General features: G+C 37.3%; 17 protein-coding genes. 9 read left to right on the top strand and 8 right to left on the bottom strand.

The features are described 5' to 3' along the window. Nucleotides 1-241, bottom strand: a 241-nt coding sequence (locus tag KO521_RS09545; RefSeq protein ID WP_215939701.1) for an Ig-like domain-containing protein, incomplete at its 3' end; no start/stop codon positions are given. A gap of 314 nt (nucleotides 242-555) precedes the next feature. Here KO521_RS09545 and KO521_RS09540 point away from each other — a divergent pair. The 4 genes from KO521_RS09540 to KO521_RS09525 are packed head-to-tail and all read left to right on the top strand — an operon-like array spanning nucleotide 556 to nucleotide 3494. After that, the gene (locus KO521_RS09540; RefSeq protein ID WP_215939700.1) at nucleotides 556-1110 is read left to right on the top strand and encodes an RNA polymerase sigma factor; all 555 of its coding nucleotides are present in this window, start codon (nucleotides 556-558) and stop codon (nucleotides 1108-1110) included. Nucleotide 1111: 1 nt separating this feature from the next. Continuing rightward, nucleotides 1112-1666, top strand: coding sequence for a hypothetical protein (locus tag KO521_RS09535; protein WP_215939699.1), 555 nt, complete (start codon nucleotides 1112-1114; stop codon nucleotides 1664-1666). Further along, on the top strand, nucleotides 1647-2738 hold the full coding sequence (locus KO521_RS09530; RefSeq protein ID WP_215939698.1) for a hypothetical protein: 1092 nt from the start codon (nucleotides 1647-1649) through the stop codon (nucleotides 2736-2738). The genes KO521_RS09535 and KO521_RS09530 overlap by 20 nt, the downstream gene beginning before the upstream one ends. Nucleotides 2739-2771: 33 nt before the next feature. Continuing rightward, a complete protein-coding gene (locus KO521_RS09525) occupies nucleotides 2772-3494 on the top strand; it encodes a head GIN domain-containing protein (protein ID WP_215939697.1) in 723 nt (240 codons plus the stop codon). Nucleotides 3495-3526: 32 nt separating this feature from the next. Here the strand turns inward: KO521_RS09525 and KO521_RS09520 are convergent, their stop codons facing one another. The 4 genes from KO521_RS09520 to glgB form a co-directional block, all read right to left on the bottom strand. Beyond that, nucleotides 3527-4864, bottom strand: coding sequence for an MFS transporter (locus KO521_RS09520; protein ID WP_215939696.1), 1338 nt, complete (start codon nucleotides 4862-4864; stop codon nucleotides 3527-3529). 61 nt (nucleotides 4865-4925) lie between these two features. After that, nucleotides 4926-5735, bottom strand: a complete 810-nt coding sequence (locus tag KO521_RS09515; RefSeq protein WP_215939695.1) for a M48 family metallopeptidase — start codon at nucleotides 5733-5735, stop codon at nucleotides 4926-4928. 36 nt (nucleotides 5736-5771) lie between these two features. Next, complete coding sequence (locus KO521_RS09510; RefSeq protein WP_215939694.1) at nucleotides 5772-8171, bottom strand: glycoside hydrolase family 31 protein; 2400 nt, start codon at nucleotides 8169-8171, stop codon at nucleotides 5772-5774. A gap of 101 nt (nucleotides 8172-8272) precedes the next feature. Then, entirely contained in the window at nucleotides 8273-10171 is a 1899-nt protein-coding gene (gene glgB, locus KO521_RS09505; RefSeq protein ID WP_215939693.1) for a 1,4-alpha-glucan branching protein GlgB, read from the bottom strand. 190 nt (nucleotides 10172-10361) lie between these two features. Between glgB and KO521_RS09500 the strand changes: the two genes are divergently transcribed. From KO521_RS09500 to KO521_RS09480, 5 genes are all read left to right on the top strand, one after another. After that, nucleotides 10362-10925 carry a collagen-like triple helix repeat-containing protein gene (locus tag KO521_RS09500; RefSeq protein ID WP_215939692.1) on the top strand — a complete coding sequence of 188 codons (564 nt, stop codon included), beginning with the start codon at nucleotides 10362-10364 and terminating at the stop codon, nucleotides 10923-10925. A gap of 170 nt (nucleotides 10926-11095) precedes the next feature. Next, nucleotides 11096-11593 (top strand): peptide-methionine (R)-S-oxide reductase MsrB, encoded by a 498-nt coding sequence (gene msrB, locus KO521_RS09495; RefSeq protein ID WP_215939691.1) that lies wholly within the window; start codon nucleotides 11096-11098, stop codon nucleotides 11591-11593. Between the two features lie 51 nt (nucleotides 11594-11644). Next, complete coding sequence (locus KO521_RS09490) at nucleotides 11645-12172, top strand: DUF1572 family protein (protein WP_215939690.1); 528 nt, start codon at nucleotides 11645-11647, stop codon at nucleotides 12170-12172. Nucleotides 12173-12336: 164 nt separating this feature from the next. Beyond that, entirely contained in the window at nucleotides 12337-13728 is a 1392-nt protein-coding gene (gene lpdA, locus KO521_RS09485) for a dihydrolipoyl dehydrogenase (protein WP_215939689.1), read from the top strand. Nucleotides 13729-13838: 110 nt separating this feature from the next. After that, a complete protein-coding gene (locus tag KO521_RS09480) occupies nucleotides 13839-14129 on the top strand; it encodes a DUF3817 domain-containing protein (protein WP_215939688.1) in 291 nt (96 codons plus the stop codon). A 17-nt stretch (nucleotides 14130-14146) separates the two neighbouring features. Here the strand turns inward: KO521_RS09480 and KO521_RS09475 are convergent, their stop codons facing one another. The 3 genes from KO521_RS09475 to KO521_RS09465 all read right to left on the bottom strand — a co-directional run bounded on the left by KO521_RS09475 (nucleotide 14147) and on the right by KO521_RS09465 (nucleotide 15942). Continuing rightward, nucleotides 14147-14665 (bottom strand): outer membrane beta-barrel protein, encoded by a 519-nt coding sequence (locus KO521_RS09475; RefSeq protein ID WP_215939687.1) that lies wholly within the window; start codon nucleotides 14663-14665, stop codon nucleotides 14147-14149. Between the two features lie 178 nt (nucleotides 14666-14843). Then, the gene (gene aroQ, locus KO521_RS09470) at nucleotides 14844-15260 is read right to left on the bottom strand and encodes a type II 3-dehydroquinate dehydratase (protein WP_215939686.1); all 417 of its coding nucleotides are present in this window, start codon (nucleotides 15258-15260) and stop codon (nucleotides 14844-14846) included. 94 nt (nucleotides 15261-15354) lie between these two features. After that, entirely contained in the window at nucleotides 15355-15942 is a 588-nt protein-coding gene (locus tag KO521_RS09465; RefSeq protein WP_215939685.1) for a porin family protein, read from the bottom strand. Nucleotides 15943-16094 lie beyond the last annotated feature (152 nt).

The following is a 16094-nucleotide window of genomic DNA, read 5'->3' as shown; positions in this document are numbered from 1 at the left end:
AGGTGTCCACAGAAACAATCGTTGGGGAATCCGTGGACCAAATGATATCTTTATCATCGGCATCGGAAGGAAATACGGTTGCCGTTAGCATTGCTTCGAAGCCTTCAACTATTTCCAAACTGTCAGGAACGATCTCTATTCCGGTAACTGGTATTTGACTCTGTACGTTTACACTAAAATTTAATACTAATACAAAAATGAAGAGCTTACTCAACAAAAGAAGATTTATTCCCTTAATCATCTCAATTTGGTTGGTTAGATGTGATTCATAATTAATTTACCAATCCTTAATTTTCATCCATAAAGAGGCTTTTTGGTAAAAAGCAGACTTTTGACAAATAATTTATTACAAGACTCTTCTATAAGAACAGTTTGAAAAATTATAAAAAAAGAATTTAATTGGGGGATTCGACAAAATTAAACTATGCAATAATATTGCTATTCTGGTTATCGTTTAAAGACTTTTAAATTCGACGAATAGTAACATGATTTATTTTTTCACATCAACTGTAACAATCCATAACTTACATCATCTATAAAGAAACTATTCACTTTTTGAGCCAAGAAAGAGAACATATTGATGAATTATTACAATTGTGTCTAGACGGAAAGCAAAGTGCCCAGCTCGAGGTTTATAATCGGTATTACAAAGCCATGTACAACACGGCAGTACGAATTGTAAAAAAGAGCGACGAAGCCGAAGATGTCATGCAAGAATCGTTTCTGAGCGCGTTCACGAAACTTCATACATTTAAAGGCGAAGTTGCATTTGGTTCATGGTTGAAGCGTATTGTAATAAACAACAGCATTTATCAGTACAGAAAGCAGCAGAAAAAAAATGAGATTGCTTTAGAAGATGTGTTGTACAAGGTCGAAGATAACGAAATAGGTATTGCCGACTCTCATGCGTTTACAGAACCGAAGGCTCAAAAAGTGATGGAAACCATGAAGCGATTAAAAGATAACTATAGAGTTTCTTTGACCTTACATCTTATTGAAGGGTATGATTATGAAGAAATATGTGAGATCATGAATATTAGTTATTCAAATTGTAGAACAACTATTTCTAGAGCTAAGGAAAGCCTAAGAAATAAAATGACGGAAGCTTAAGATGAAAAAAGACGATATTGATAACCTGTTCAAAAACCTAGAGGGTTCTTTTGACCTTGAGGCTCCTGCCCATGGTCATGAACAACGATTTTTAGATAGATTAAATGCACAAAAAAATACAAAGACTTTACCAAACAAAGAATGGTGGAAACCTTTATCCATTGCAGCATCAATCGCTATTATATGCGCCATTACTTTTGGGGTATTTAATTCTAAGCCCTCTTTAGAGCAACAGGTTGCAGAAATATCTCCCGAAGTGTCACGTACAGAGTTTTATTTTGCCAGTCTTATTGAGGAGCAGATTAATGAGCTAAAAAATGAAAGTACGCCTGAAACAAAGAAAATTGTTGATGATACCATGATACAGCTTAAAAAGCTGGAAACCAATTATACCAAACTGGAACAAGATCTTATTAACGGAGGAAACAGCAAGCTTATTTTGAGTGCTATGATAACTAATTTTCAAACACGTATTGACCTTTTACAAGATGTTCTCAATACCATTGAATCTATAAAAAATTTAAAAAATTACGATAATGCAGAAACTACGATATAATCCTATAGCAATATTCATGTTCATGCTTCCCATGTTACTAGTTGCTAATAATGGTGAGTTAAAAGGTAAGTACACTAAAGAAAAAACTATTAAAAAAGAGTTTGATGTAAATAGTGATGCTCTTTTGGAAGTCAACAATAGTTACGGAAATCTCAATATTATTTCTTGGAACGAGAACCGTATCCTTATTGAAGTTCAAATAAAGACCAGTAGCAACAACGAAGAAAAAGCTCAAGAAAAGCTGGACGAGATTTCAGTAGATTTTGAAGGAAGTAGAAGTGCGGTTTCCGCTAGGACTATTTTTAACGAAAGTAGAAGTAGATGGGGATGGAACTGGGGCAATAGCAACAATGTGAATATGCAAATAAATTACACTATAAAACTCCCCATAAAGAGTAATATTGACTTGGATAATGATTACGGCAGTATCAACATTGATCGTATTGACGGCCATGCAAAAATAAGTTGCGATTACGGCAGGCTAGATATTGGAGAGCTTCGGGGGCGTAACAATCAGTTAAATTTTGATTACACCTCAAAATCAAACATTTCGTATATGAACAGTGGTAAAATCTCAGCAGATTATTCGGGTTTTAATATAGAGAAAGCTGGTAATCTGGTTATTAGTGCAGACTATACCAATAGCGCTGTAGAAAAGATGGACAATCTCCAATATTCAAGTGATTACGGTAAAATAGAAATTGGTGAAGCGAACAATATAGAAGGTTCAGGAGATTATATAAATGTGCAATTAGGAACGATTCACGGTAATGTAGATATCTCAGCAGACTACGGCTCACTGAAAATTGCAAACATGGCAAGTGATGCCGGAAACATGCAATTAAATACAGATTATACAGGAGTAAAAATCGGGTATTCCCCTGACTATCATTTTAATTTTGAAATCAAAACCTCATATTCGGGAGTGAGTGGAAAGGACGATTTTGAAATTAATATTAGTGAAGAAAAGAACACAAGCAAGTATTACAAGGGTTATCACGGTTCAGCTAATAGCGAAAATTCAGTTTTTATTTCTAGCGACTACGGTGGCGTATCATTTCGTAAAAATTAAATCATCATCAAAATCAAATTAAAACAAACAGTCATGAAAAATTTTATTGTATTAGGTTTAGCATTAGTAACATTATCCTGTTCAGCCCAGTGGGGAAAAGGTGTAAGAGGCAATGGAAAGATAGTTTCCATAGAACGAAACGTTGGCGACTATGATGCCATTGCAATTTCCGGGTCTTTTGATATTGACTTAGTTAATGGTAACGAAGGCAAACTTGTAGTTAAAGGAGAAGAAAATTTACTGGAATATGTTATTACGAAAGTAGAAAATGGCAAGCTTATCATTAAAGTAGAAAAAGGGGTTAATCTTAGGCCCTCAACGCACAAGGGAGGCTTGCATGTGCAAGTACCTGTAGAGAGCATAGATGCTCTTAGTTTGTCCGGTTCTGGCGATATTGTTGGTCATACAACACTAAAAACAGCTGATTTTAAAACTTCAATGTCCGGTTCAGGAGATATAACATTAGAGGTAGATACTGAAAATTTAACAGCCAGCATGTCCGGTTCGGGAGATATGAACCTCAGCGGAAATACTCGTGATTTCAAAGCTACTATTTCTGGCTCAGGAGATATTAAAGCCTATGATCTAGTTGCCGATAACGTAGAAGCTACGGTTTCCGGTTCTGCAGATATTAAGGTTACTGCAAACGAAAAGTTGAAAGCTAGGGTATCTGGCTCTGGAGATATCAGCTATCGCGGAAACCCTAAGAAAGTGGACACGAAAACATCCGGTTCAGGGGATGTTTCAAGTGATTAATACATCAAAAAGCGAATACCATAGTCATCAAATCAAGCCTCTTCAAAAGGGGCTTTTTTATTGACCCTTGTTAAAAGAAACATCCCTATTAAGAAAAACAGACCTAAGAATATTATTGAATATCTAATACTTCCTGTTATCTGAGCTATATAACCATAACTCAACATTCCAATAACAATACCTATTTTTTCGGAGACGTCATAAAAACTAAAATATGAAGTAGTATCAACGGCATCGTCAGGTAGAAGTTTGGAATATGTAGAGCGAGACAATGATTGTATACCTCCCATGACAAGACCAACCGCAGCTGCGGTGATGTAAAATTCCATAGGAGTTGTAATCGTATAGGCAAAAATACAGATGAAAATCCAAATTAAATTTAAAACAATTAAGGTATTGATATTTCCAAAACGCGTTGAACAACGCGAAGTGACAAAGGCTCCTAACACTGCTACAATCTGAATTAATAAAATACTTACTATAAGCCCCGTGGTTGAATCTGTTGTACCCCAATCAAGTTCTTCTATTCCAAAGTAAGTAGCAATCAACATAATAGTCTGCACGGCCATACTGTAGACAAAAAATGCCCCTAAATACCTTTTTAACGGTACATTGGTTTTTATTTTTGACCAAATTAGCTTCAATTCCTTGAACCCGTTAAAGAGAACGTCCTTTGTAAAAGTTTCTTTTTTATTTCCTTTTGGCAAGTGATAATAGGTATATTGACTAAAAGCTATCCACCACAAACCAGTCATAACAAAGGAAAGTCGCGTAGGTGTAGATTCGTCTTCAAAACCAAAAGAATCGAACTTTAAAATCATAGCCAAACAAATAATCAAAAGTACCACACTACCTATATACCCTAAAGAATATCCTTTGGCACTAATCGCATCTTGCTGTTCTGGAAAGGCTATATCCGGTAAATATGAATTATAGAAAACCAGACTGGACCAAAAACCTATTAACGCCGTGAAATAGCACAATAAACCAAACCAAAGAAAATCCATGCTAAACCAATAGAGGCCAATACAGGATATGGCTCCCAAATAGCAAAAGAACTTCATAAAAATTTTCTTGTTGCCTACATAATCTGCAATTCCACTCAAAAAAGGACTTAGGAAAGACACTACCAAAAATGCTGCTGCCGTAACGTAACTAATTAAAGTATCATTATTAAAATCGGTACCTAAAAAGTGAACAGTGTCATCTAGAACTTTTCCTTCTTCATCCTTTACTAAAGTTAAAGCACCATAAAAAATAGGAAATATGGCAGATGAGATTACTAAGTTGTAAACTGAGTTGGCCCAATCATAGAACGCCCAGGCATTCAGAAGTTTTTTACTTCCTTTTGGAAGGTTGGTTTTTGGCATAATGGTATAAAAAAACCGTTCTTTTTGAGAACGGTTTTAAATATACAATAATTGTTATAATTTACTGAAAAGAGGTTACCCCAAACTTTTTAGCTTCAGCTCTAGCCGCCGGAGCCCATTCCGTAAGGTTCTTTATTCTAGTATCATTAGAGGGGTGTGTACTCATGAATTCAGCGGGAGCATTCCCCCCACTGTTGGCCTTCATACGTTTCCACAACTCGGCAGCTTCATTTGGGTCATATCCGGCAATAGCCATAATCTGCAAACCAATGCGATCCGCTTCGGTTTCATGGCTTCTGCTAAAGGGTAACATCACCCCTACTTGAGAACCTACGCCATATGCCTGATTGAACATTTCTCGTTTCTGTGGATCTTGAATGGCCACATTACCGGCAACAGCTCCTAACTGTTGCAAGGTTCCTGCACTCATACGTTGCGCACCGTGATCTGCCAAGGCATGTGCTACCTCATGGCCCATAACAACGGCTACACCTCTTTCTCCCGCACAAATTGGTAATATACCTGTGTAAAAGACAATTTTACCACCTGGCATACACCATGCATTTACCGTTTGATCATCTACTAAGTTGTATTCCCATTTATAATCTTTAAGGTATCCGGCATAACCATTAGCGGTCAACCATTTTTCTGCAGCAGAAGAAATACGCTGCCCTACCTTTGTGATCATTCTTGCTTCCGCTGTATTATCAACTACCTTATTCTCTGTTAAGAATTGATCATACTGTGCAAAAGCCGTGGGAAAAACTTGACTGTTAGGATAAAAATTTAATACTTTTTTGCCCGTAAACGGATTCGTCTTACAAGCAGCTACGCCCAGAAACAGGGCTAAAACTAAAATTAACTTTCTCATTATGGTTATGTTTAGACCTGTAAATTACAAAAAAACTTATTCAGCAGTAATACGTAATTGCGTAAAATCTTTGCTTACATAAATTGTTTGGTCTCCTTTTGGCATAACATCCACTATGGAGACTTTCTCGTTATCTACCTGTACTTTTCCTATTTTGAAGGGAAGACCGTGTAATTTTATTTTGAATGTTTCATAACTGGTTAGGAAAGCTCCATCTTTAAACTGTTGTATTTTTAGCTCGCCCTCTTTACCCAAAAGTTTAAAGTTTCGCAGACTGTATTTACCATTTTCATAAGTATAACCATCTTCCGCATCCTCATAAACCGCAGAGTTTTCTTCTCCTTCAGTAAAATATACGTCCAACAGCAATTCTTTAATTTCCAACTCCCCTACATACTGCTGTACCGGGTATTTTGGAATAATAGCACCTGCTTTTACAAACAACGGAATCGTATCAATATCCGCAACTACCCATTTCTCCCTTCCTCCTTCTATAATCTCATCACTCCAATAATTATACCAATGTCCTCTAGGAATGTACATTCTACGTCCTTGAGCATTTGGTTCTTGAATTGGACATACTAAAATCTGTTCACCAAAGATGAACTCATCCGTCCTAAAATGGGTTTGCGTATCCTCTTGATCATAACAAACAATAGGCAGCAGCATTGGAGTACCTTCTTTCGTATACCTCCAGAACATGGTATATAAGTACGGCAACAGTTCATAACGCAGCTCTATGAACTTCCTTACAATATCCGTTATCTCTTTACCAAAGGACCAAGGTTCTTGATCTCCATGATCCCCACTGGAATGTACTCTACAAAAAGGGTGAAAAATACCCAACTGTATCCATCTTGCAAAAAGTTCGCCGTTTGGTTGCTCGGCAAAGCCCCCGATATCAGAACCTACAAAAGAATAACCGCTCATGCACATACGTTGCATCTGAACGTTAGCAATCCACAGATGTTCCCAAGTAGCAACATTATCTCCGGTCCAAGTAGAAGCAAAACGTTGTGTACCTGCATAAGCTGCCCTGGTGATTACCATAGGCCTTTTAGGGTACACATATCTTTTAACACCCTCATAAGTAGCCCGTACCATTTGCATTCCATAAATGTTATGCGCTTTTCTATGGCTACTAGGATGACCATCATAATCGTGACGTGTATCTAAAGGGGCAGTTTTTGTAGGTACCTCCATTACCGCAGGTTCGTTCATGTCGTTCCAAACGGCATGTACACCCATTTCGGCCATAAATTCCTTGTATAACTCCGCCCACCATTCACGAACTTTTGGATTGGTAAAATCTGGAAAATTACATTCTCCAGGCCATACTTTTCCCTTCATTCGCGGACCATCTGCACGTTTACAGAAATAGTCGTTTTCTACCGCTTCTTGATAAATCCAATAATCTTTATCGATTTTAATACCCGGATCAATCATTACCACGGTCTTGAAACCGTCTTCATATAACTCATCTATCATGCGTTTTGGCTCGGGGAATCTTTTCTTATCCCAAGTAAAACACCTAAATCCATCCATATAATCAATATCCAAATAAATGGCATCGCATGGTATTTTTAAATCTCTGAATTTTTTGGCTATTTCCTTTACATTACTTTCCGGGAAGTAACTCCATTTAGATTGATGATATCCCAAAGCCCACAAGGGCGGCAATTCAGGAGCACCGGTTAAATTGGTGTATGCCCTTACTACTTTATGCATTTCCGGGCCGTAGAAGAAATAATAGTTCATTTCTCCACCATCTGCCCAAAAACTTGTAGTTGAACGGCGCTCATGTGCAAAATCAAAATGTGTTCTAAAACTATTGTCAAAGAACACACCATACGCTTGGCCTGAATGCAAGCCAATAAAAAAGGGAATAGCTTTATAGAGCGGGTCCTGATCTTTAGCATATGCATATTGATCCATAACCCAGTTGTTAACCCTTTTTCCTTTTAAGTTGCTATGGGTAGCTTTATCACCCATACCATAGAAACTTTCGGTGTTTTGAGTAATTTTGCTCATTTTTACGGTATTACCACCGTGCTCATAGTTCTCTTCCCAATGAAAACCCAATTCATCTTCATTAATGATGTTACCGTTTAGATCGGATATTTGGGTACGTAAGGTTTTCTTATCTACTAGGACCTGTAGTCTTGAGGTCTCTATTATATATTCTGTTTTTGTTTCTAAACAATCTAAGTGACTGTAACCTCTACTAGCATTAGGGTCTATAGCATAGGAAAAATCCGGTTGAAAAGCATGTTCGGTACCATACCGGAACCGAATTGTTCTATCTTGAATTACCGTTAATTCTAAAACTACTCCGTTTTCTGTAGTAAAATAGAACTTGTCCTTATCCCTTACAAAGTTTATAATCTCGTTGGGGTAAAGATTTCCTTTGTATTCTAACTCGGTATTGGTTATCATAGGTTCGGTATTTGTAGTACTAACAAAAAAACAAATTTAAGCCTTAATAATGAAATGATTTAACTAGAAGTAGAAACTATTATCATATTAGTGAACCATACCTATTGAAAAATGACGATACTTAAAGGCGGAATCGTCAATTCTATTGATTGTTCACGACCGTGCCACGGCTTTTCCTTAATTCCTGAAATTTTTGGATCTGTACCTGCCCCACCATATTTTTTATCGTCACTATTTAAAATGACCTTTAACTTTCCTGAAGACTTTGGTATACCAATTCTGTAGTTTTCCCTGGGTACGGGCGTAAAGTTGCAGGCAACATATATATCATCTTCCGTATTATTACCTCTTCTGATATAAGTTAAAACAGAATTTTCGTGATCACCGTAATCAATCCATTGGAAGCCATCTGGGCTAAACTGTTTCTGGTATAAAGCCGGGAAATTTTTATATACTGCATTCAAATCCCTAATTAGCTGTTGTACCCCACTGTGCACATCATACTGGGTAAGATGCCAATCCAGACTTTTTTGGAAATTCCATTCACTGGTCTGACCAAACTCACCTCCCATAAAAATCAGATTCGTACCTGGGTGTGTAAACATATATCCGAACATTAAACGTAAGTTGGCGAATTGTTGCCACTCATCGCCGGGCATACGATATACCAACGATTGCTTTCCGTAAACTACCTCATCATGAGAGAACGGTAACATAAAGTTCTCCGTAAAGGCATAAGTTGCGCTAAAAGTAAGATCGTTCTGATGATGTTTTCTGTATACGGGTTCTTTCTTGAAATATTGTAAGGTATCGTGCATCCAGCCCATCATCCATTTCATTCCAAAACCAAGACCGCCATACATAACGGGTTTTGAAACACCTGAAAATGCGGTAGATTCTTCTGCAATAGTCTGCACATCTGGAAAACTACCATATACAGCTTCATTAAACTCCCTTATAAAAGATAGCGCCTCAAGATTTTCGTTGTTACCATACATATTAGGCTCCCACTCCCCGTCTTCTCTAGAATAATCTAGGTAAAGCATGGAAGCAACGGCATCTACACGTAAGGCATCCGCATGAAACTGATCTAGCCAAAAAATGGCATTACTTATCAAGAAAGCACGAACCTCGTTTCTTCCGTAGTTAAAAATCAAACTTTTCCAATCTGGGTGATAGCCTCGTCTTCTATCTGGATGTTCATATAGGTGTGATCCATCAAAAAAGCCAAGTCCATGGGCATCTTCAGGAAAATGAGAAGGAACCCAATCCAAAATTACCCCTATTTCTGCTTGATGTAACGCATCTACCAATAGTTTAAACCCTTCAGGATCACCAAACCTTGATGTAGGTGCAAAATAACCCGTAAGCTGATAGCCCCATGAAGGATCATAAGGAAACTCCATTATAGGCATAAATTCCACATGGGTAAAGCCCATATCCTTTACATAGGCTACTAAATCTACCGCCAATTGCTGATAGGTAAGAAAATTGCCTTCATCATCTCGCTTCCAAGAACCCAAATGCACTTCGTACACAGAAAATGGTGCATCAAGAGCATTCTTTTCTTTTCGGGTATCCATCCAATTTTTATCCTCCCATTTATATTCTGCCTCCCAAATAATAGAAGCGGTTTTTGGTGGATGCTCACAATATCTAGCAAACGGATCTGCCTTTTCCGTAACCGCCCCGTGATTGTTAGAGTAGATTTTATATTTGTAAATCTCCCCCACTCCAACCTCTGGAATGAAACCTTCCCATATACCACTTCCATCCCATCTAACATTAAGCATGTGACTATTATCATCCCATGAATTAAAGTTTCCTATCACGGAAACTGCACGCGCAGACGGTGCCCAAACAGCAAAATAGGTACCTTTAACCCCATTCAATTCCATAGGATGAGAACCTAGTTTTTCATATAATCTAAAATGTTTTCCAGATTTAAAAAGATCAATATCAAATTCAGAAAAAAGACTAAAAACGGTTACTTGCGGCATAGTGTTCGATTAGTTAGGTAATACAGACAAATCTAAGCAACTTTACAAAAAAGATTACATATTTGTTAATTAACTTTAGGTCTGCTTATCAATGTTACAAATAAAAGATACGAATTATTCAAAAATGGAACGCTTTTTGAAAAAAGAATCCTAAAATATGTTTTAAATTTTCAACTATAAAATCAATATTATGAAAAAATCACTTCTTTTACTCGGTACGTTTTTTACTTTATTCTTTATTTCATGCGAAGGTCCAACTGGACCTGCAGGGTTTCCCGGTGAGAACGGTTTTGACGGAGAAGATGGTATACAAGGCCAAGTTTTTGAAGTTGAGGATGTAGACTTCACTTTTCTAGCTGAAAACAATTTATATGAAACCATATTAAATTTTGAAGATTTCACCAGTTTTCCCGTAGAAGCTAACGATGCTGTATTAGTTTATCAATATGATAGATCAGTAGAATTTGGAAATGATGTAGAAGATATTTGGAATTTAATTCCACAAACATTCTTTTATGATGAAGGAACCATTCAATTTGTTCCTGGTCATACCACCAGAGATGTAGAAATTCTTATAACAGGTAACTTTAATTTATCTGCCTTGGATGCTAGTATAACACAAGGGCAAATTTTTAGGTTTGTGATTTTACCAGGAGTGGCTGCGGCATCTAAAATGGATAAAAGTAATATTTCTGCCGTAATGAGCAGCATAGGTGTTTCTGAAGAAGATGTGGTTAAAACATCATTTAAATAATACTATTTTTTCATATAAATTTAATAAACACCCCGCTCCTAATGGAGCGGGGTGTTTATTTTTTAGGCTGATTCAAAACCGTTTCTTAAAAGTATCGTAAATACAGTTAAATTTGAAAGGAAGAAGCTTCTCTTTCGTCTAATTGAAAACCTGAAAAAATTAAAAAAACTATGTACAAAAATATATTTATTGCCATTGGATTTGCACTTGTAGGCTGCCAAGGAAATTCTCAAAAAAAGGAAATAGTACAGGAAACAACCGAGAAAAAAGAAACAAAATTCAGTGTTGTAAAAACCGAAGCCGAATGGCAAAAGGAACTTACCCCTGAAGAGTTTTATGTGCTACGCAAAGCAGCGACGGAAAACCCTTTTACATCAGAGTTACTAGAAAACAAAAAAGAAGGCACCTATGTCTGTGCAGCCTGCGGCACGGAACTTTTTAAAAGCAATACCAAATTTAAGTCAGGTACGGGGTGGCCAAGTTTCTATGAAGAGATAGAAGGAAATGTTGCCTATGATGTTGATTATAAAATTGGCTACAAAAGAACCGAGGAACACTGCGCTACTTGCGGAGGACATTTAGGTCATGTTTTTGAAGATGGCCCTGAGCCTACAGGACTAAGACATTGCATTAACGGAGTGGCATTAGATTTTGTGCCTGCCGAATAGTGCAACTACCTGGGTATTTCAATAATTTTATATTCAAAATCATTCACGAATATGGAATATCCTGAAGAGTTTATTACAAGTGTACTTTTTGAATTTAGTCGTTACAAAACTATGGGCGATCGGACTTTTGTTCAGCTCAACGAAAGTGATATACACTGGAAAATGAACGAATGCGACAATTCTATTGATCTTATTGTAAAGCACATGTCCGGTAATATGCTTAGCCGTTGGACAAATTTTTTAACCGAGGACGGCGAGAAACCATGGCGCAATCGCGAAACCGAATTTGAGCAACCCTATACGACCAAAGAAGAAATGTTAGTTGCTTGGGAAACCGGTTGGCAATGTTTGTTCAATGCACTCAACTCCGTATCCCCAGACAATTTCAACACCATATTGAAAATAAGAAACGAAGACCACACTATTGTCCAAGCTGTACACAGACAAATGGCACACTATTGTAGCCATGTAGGGCAAATTGTATTATTAGGAAAGATGATTAAAGCAGACAAATGGACGTCTCTTTCCATTCCAAAAGGCGAGTCTGAACGTTTTAATAAAGACCTCTTTAAGAGGTAATTTGTTACTAATACCACAAAATTTTAGTTTTAAGCAACACTCAACTTGCCTTTTTAGCTTCAGACTTCAATTTTGGTATTAATCTTTCCGTTTGGTTTTGTACTTTTGCACCTGCTTAGCTACGGCGGGCTTTTAAAACTTACAACAGTAAAAAAATAAAAAATATGAGCAATTTCGATGTTATTGTTTTGGGTAGCGGACCCGGAGGATATGTTACCGCTATTAGAGCCTCACAATTAGGCTTTAAAACGGCCATAATCGAGAAAGAAAATTTAGGCGGTGTATGTTTGAATTGGGGTTGTATACCTACCAAGGCATTACTGAAATCTGCTCAGGTTTTTAATTATCTTCAACATGCGGAGGACTATGGTCTTTCTGCTGAAAATGTTGATAAGGATTTTGATGCCGTAGTCAAAAGAAGCCGAAGCGTTGCGGATGGCATGAGCAAAGGTGTTCAGTTTTTGATGAAAAAGAACAAAATTGAAGTTATTAAGGGATACGGTACACTACAAGCAGGAAAAAAGGTTTCTGTTAAGGATGCCGATGGTAAAGAAACGGAATACAGTGCCGATCACATTATCATTGCAACTGGAGCACGTAGCCGTGAGTTACCAAGTCTGCCCCAAGATGGTAAGAAGATTATTGGATATCGCGAAGCTATGACCCTAAAAGAGCAACCAAAGAAAATGGTTGTTGTTGGTAGTGGTGCTATTGGTATTGAATTTGCTTATTTCTATAATGCTATGGGTACGGAAGTAACCGTAGTAGAGTACTTACCTAGTATTGTACCTGTAGAAGATGAAGATATTTCCAAACAATTAGAACGTAGCTTAAAGAAGGCCGGTATAAAAATCAAAACTTCTGCAGAAGTTACTTCTGTTGATACTTCTGGAGAAGGCATTAAAGCCACCGTAAAAACTGCCAAAGGCGAAGAAATCCTAGAAGCTGATATTGTACTTTCTGCCGTTGGTATCAAAACCAATATTGAAAATATAGGTTTAGAAAATGTTGGTATTTCTACGGACAGAGATAAAATTTTGGTGAACAATTACTATCAGACCAACATACCAGGTTACTACGCAATTGGTGATGTAACTCCTGGTCAGGCCCTTGCACACGTTGCTTCTGCCGAAGGTATACTTTGTGTTGAAAAAATAGCGGGTATGCATGTTGAGCCGTTAGATTACGGAAACATACCAGGATGTACGTACTGTACACCTGAAATTGCATCTGTTGGTCTTACGGAAAAACAAGCCAAAGAAAAAGGATTGGATATTAAAGTTGGTAAATTTCCTTTCTCTGCTAGTGGTAAAGCAAAAGCTGCTGGCACTCCAGATGGTTTTGTTAAGGTTATTTTTGATGCCAAATACGGCGAGTGGTTAGGTTGCCATATGATCGGAGCCGGTGTTACAGATATGATTGCAGAAGCTGTTGTTGCTAGAAAACTGGAAACTACAGGCCACGAAATCCTAAAAGCGGTTCATCCTCACCCAACTATGAGTGAGGCCGTTATGGAAGCTGTAGCAGCTGCCTATGACGAAGTGATACACTTGTAATAAATTAATATTGGATTAAATTATATAAGGGCCTATTAAGATTGTTCTCAAAACACATCTCATAGGCCCTTTATTTTATCTCAGAAAGATTATATTAAAATCCTTACCGTATGCTAAGTCTTTTTAGGGTTACTGCTATTTTAGAAGGTATTTCTTATTTGGCCCTTTTTGCCGTTACCATGCCATTGAAATATTTGGCTGATTTGCCATTGCCTAACAAGTATGTTGGATATGCGCATGGTGTACTATTCATCGCTTATATCATATTAGCCGTTGTTCTGTGGATGGAACAAAAGTGGAGTATAAAAAAGGCGTTCGTTATACTCATTGCGTCTCTTTTGCCTTTTGCCACATTTTACGTGGAAAAGAAATACTTAACAGAAGACGCTACTCTAGCGTAAAACCTATTTTGACCGAATTATCTAAAATGTCTTGCGGATAAAAATGTATATACAAAGCCCATGGTAATTGTAGACCACGTGCTATCGTTAATGGTGATCCCAGTGTACGAAAAATTAAGCTCAGATTTTGGACCTACTTGAAACCCTAATTGAGGACGGTAATATAGACCACCATCGTTTCCTTCGTTTAGGCCAAAAGCGTTTCCGATGTCTCCTCCTATAGAAAATGTTTTTGATGGCCACAATCTAACTGAGGCAGCCAAAGGCAAAAACTGAACGCTGGGATAGTCAACAGTAACATTCTGACCAGTATATGTTTCGGCAAAACCGTGAATTATACCTGCTTTTATTCCTAAATCAAATACTTTGTTAGGAGCCCACATATAGCCCACATCAGCTCCTATAACCACACTAACATAATCATTATACTCACCAATAGGCATACCGGCGTGCGCGCCAATTTTAAAGCCTTCTTGGGCAAACATTGAAATACATGAAAAGGTAAGGGTCAGGAATAAACAGAAAGATTTGATCATGGCAATTTGAAATTTGGTTTGTGCTGGTTTCTTTATAAACTAAAGGCTAAACGAAATTCATTGCCTTTTTGTTGTAGCTACAAATCAAAAAACATTATGTGACGAATAACCTAATCGCCCCAAAAAAAGTTTTATTAATTGGAAAACTCCTAAAAACAAATTTTAAATATCAGAAAAACTATGGCAAAAAACTCTGAATGGCCAAATCATAGCTCTGAAGACCAAAGCCAAGAATAACCCCTTTGGCAACGGGAGAAATATAAGATACATGCCTAAACTCCTCACGTTTGTGCGTATTGGAAATATGAACCTCAACTACAGGAGTACTAACTGCCTTTATAGCATCGCCAATACCTACAGAAGTATGGGTATAGGCCGCAGCGTTCAGAATAATACCCTCATATGAAAAACCTACCTCTTGAATCTTACCTATAAGCTCTCCCTCAATATTAGATTGAAAATATTCTAATTGCACATCTTTGAACCTAAACTGCAAATCTGCAAAATAGTCTTCAAAAGTTTTATTCCCATACACTTCTGGCTCGCGCTTACCCAACAGATTAAGGTTAGGACCATTGATGATAATTAATTTCATATTTCAAAAATAAACTTTTTACCGCGATATTAAGCCAGGCTAAAGAAAAACGACCGCACTAGGCGGTCGTTTAATGCTATACTATATTTTATTGCTACAAAAAGTAAACCGCGCCTACGGATACAGCTGTATTATGTGTTTCAGGTATTTCCAATACTTTTGAAAGACCCAGCTCTACTCGTAACTGAAAATAAAAATTCTCGTCCATTCGGTATCCACCACCTACGTTAAGCCCAATATCTATAGAATTTGTGTCCCGCAACTCCAAATCCTCGTCCCAGTTATCCGCTATGAGAAATCCCGCCTGTGGACCAAGTTCAACAGCTATCTCATCTGTAATATGATATTTTGCCATAACCGGTATTTGCAAATACAATAGATTAAGGTTTGAAGGACCTAAATCCGCCCCTTTGAAAGCGAACAACAACTCGGGTTGTAGATAAAAATTATCCATAACAGGTATTTCTACAATACCTCCAACATAAGCCCCGACTTTTGTTGATACTCCATCTAAATTCTTACCGGTCAGTGTAGTAAAACTTATTCCCGTTTTTCCTCCCAATGTAATATCACCCGAATTAATTCCGCTGGAAGGACCGGTTCCCTGTATTACTGTTTGTGCACTACTACTTTGAACTCCAAAAAAAACTAACGCTACAAAAGCGCAAAACTTAATTTTCATGATTACAGTTGTTTATGAACCCTACTTTAAGTTGCTGTCAGACCTTAGTTTCCATTACAAACAGAGATAAGGATGAGGAGACAACAAACGAAATTAGAATAGGTCCGTAGTTATATCACATTCAAAGATAGAAAACTTTACTTAGCGTCAAT

The sequence above is a fragment of the Zobellia uliginosa genome (genome assembly GCF_018860745.1).
GTDB classification, from domain to species: domain Bacteria; phylum Bacteroidota; class Bacteroidia; order Flavobacteriales; family Flavobacteriaceae; genus Zobellia; species Zobellia uliginosa_B.
The sequence above is the reverse complement of the archived record's forward strand: the minus strand, read 5'-3'. Positions and strand labels throughout refer to the sequence as shown.